This window comes from Mesorhizobium sp. WSM4807 (assembly GCF_055811615.1).
The window spans coordinates 1-1766 of sequence record NZ_JBVVQY010000092.1; the positions used below are offsets into that span (position 1 = coordinate 1).

1 pseudogene is annotated in these 1766 nt (G+C 68.9%); it reads right to left on the reverse strand.

The annotated features are described in order from the left end of the window. Window positions 1-529: 529 nt before the first annotated feature. Window positions 530-1689, reverse strand: a pseudogene (locus tag AC0L3N_RS33805) (IS110 family RNA-guided transposase). Between the last annotated feature and the right edge of the window lie 77 nt (window positions 1690-1766).

The following is a 1766-nucleotide window of genomic DNA, read 5'->3' on the forward strand; positions in this document are numbered from 1 at the left end:
TTTCAAGGCGGCCATCCCTTTGTTCGACGGTTTGGCGGCCATCCCTCCGTCCCGACCTGCTTTTGGAGGGAGCGTCGCGCGCAGAGCCTGTCCAGGATGCCGCTTGCGGCACCGGCGGAGCCGGCGCGGGCACGCGTCCTGGACAGGGTCGAGCCCGGCGCTATCGTTACCGGTCAGGGGCGTCATGACAGCCTCGCAATTGCAGCATCGGCTGGTTTCGGTCAGGCCGGCCGGCGGCTGGCGGCGCAAGGGCGACCTGAGGGGGAACCTGCCTGGCGTGGCGCCAGCGCGCCCACAACCTTGTATTCGGCGGATCGCGGCGATCCGAACCCATGATGCAGTCATGCGCATCGGCGGCAAGGCTCCTCGGAGGCGGTTCCCATTCTCTCCCGCGCGCATGGGATATCATGCCATAGGTGGCTTGCGGGTCACCGCCGCCTCGGATCGTCCTGGCATTGCTCCGCCGCGGGCGGATGGATGCCGGACCTGTTGTGGCGTGGGCTCCTTTAGCCGGTTTCGTTTCGATCGTTCATGCCGCCGGGCGCAGGATGGCGCCAGCCGGCACCTCGCCGGCGCTCATATAGCGCCACAGCGCGATCAGCAGCTTGCGCGCCAGGGCCACGATCATGGTCTTGCGCAGGTTGCGCTGGAGCCCGGCGGTGCGCTGCGCGAACCACTGCGCCAGGGCGCTGCCCTTCTGGAACATCAGCCAGCGCCAGGCGAGCTGGATCATGCCGCGCCTGACCCGCGCATTGCCGGCCCGCGCCAGCCCTTTCTCGCGCCGTTTGGAGCCGCTCTCGTCCGGCGCCCCGGTCAGCCCGGCATAACGGGCCACCGCGCGGCGGTCGCGCAGATTGCGCGACAGGATCTCATGCACCAGCATGTCGGCCGTTTCGATGCCGATGCCCATCACCCTGGCCAGCATCAGCACCATGGGATGGCTGCCTTCCCGCGGCGCCCGCGCCAGGCGCTCCAGGCGCGTCTTCTCGATCTCCTCGAGCTGCGCCCGGATCAGCCGCAGCCGCGCCATGTCGCGGCGCAGTTCGGCCAGCGTGTTGGGTGGCAGCGGCACCCCTTCGGCGCCACGCAGCTGTTCCAGCCGCTCCGCCGCCTTCTTCAGCTTCACATTGAAGCCGCGGACGCCAAAGCGCGCCAGCGTCGCCTGCATCCGGCTGACAAGGCTGGTGCGCTCGCCAACCAGCGTCTCGTGCTCGCGATTGGCGCGCCGCGCGTCCTCCTCCTCGATCGTCGGGATCGCCACCATGCCGCAGTGCCTGGCCTCGCCGCGCAGCCAGCCACAAACGCACGCATCAGCAACTGCGTGTCCAGCCGGTCCGACTTCGCCCGCCGGTGCTCGCGCGACACCGGGATGCTGGCCGCGTGGATCACATGGGTCTCGATCCCTTGCGCCAACAGCAGCCGAGCCAGCCAGAAGCCGTCGCGGCCAGCCTCGAACGCCACCGCAATGCGCGCGATCGTCTTGCCGGCCTTCACCGCCTCGTCGCGCCAGCGACACAGCAGCCTCAGCAGCGCCACAGGATCGGCACCCTGCTTCTTCAGCGGCTCGCGGCCAAGCCCGGGAACCAGCCCGGCCACCAGCCAGCTCCTGGCGCTCAGTTCAACGACCGCGACCAGCGTGCTATCCTGATCGAAGGCGACGAGGGACTTGCTCAGATCATTCTGGTGCATCGGGGCGCTCCATTCGTTGAGTTCACAGCAACGATGGTGCCACAACCCTCGCCGCCGCCCCATAGCTTCTCTCCCCC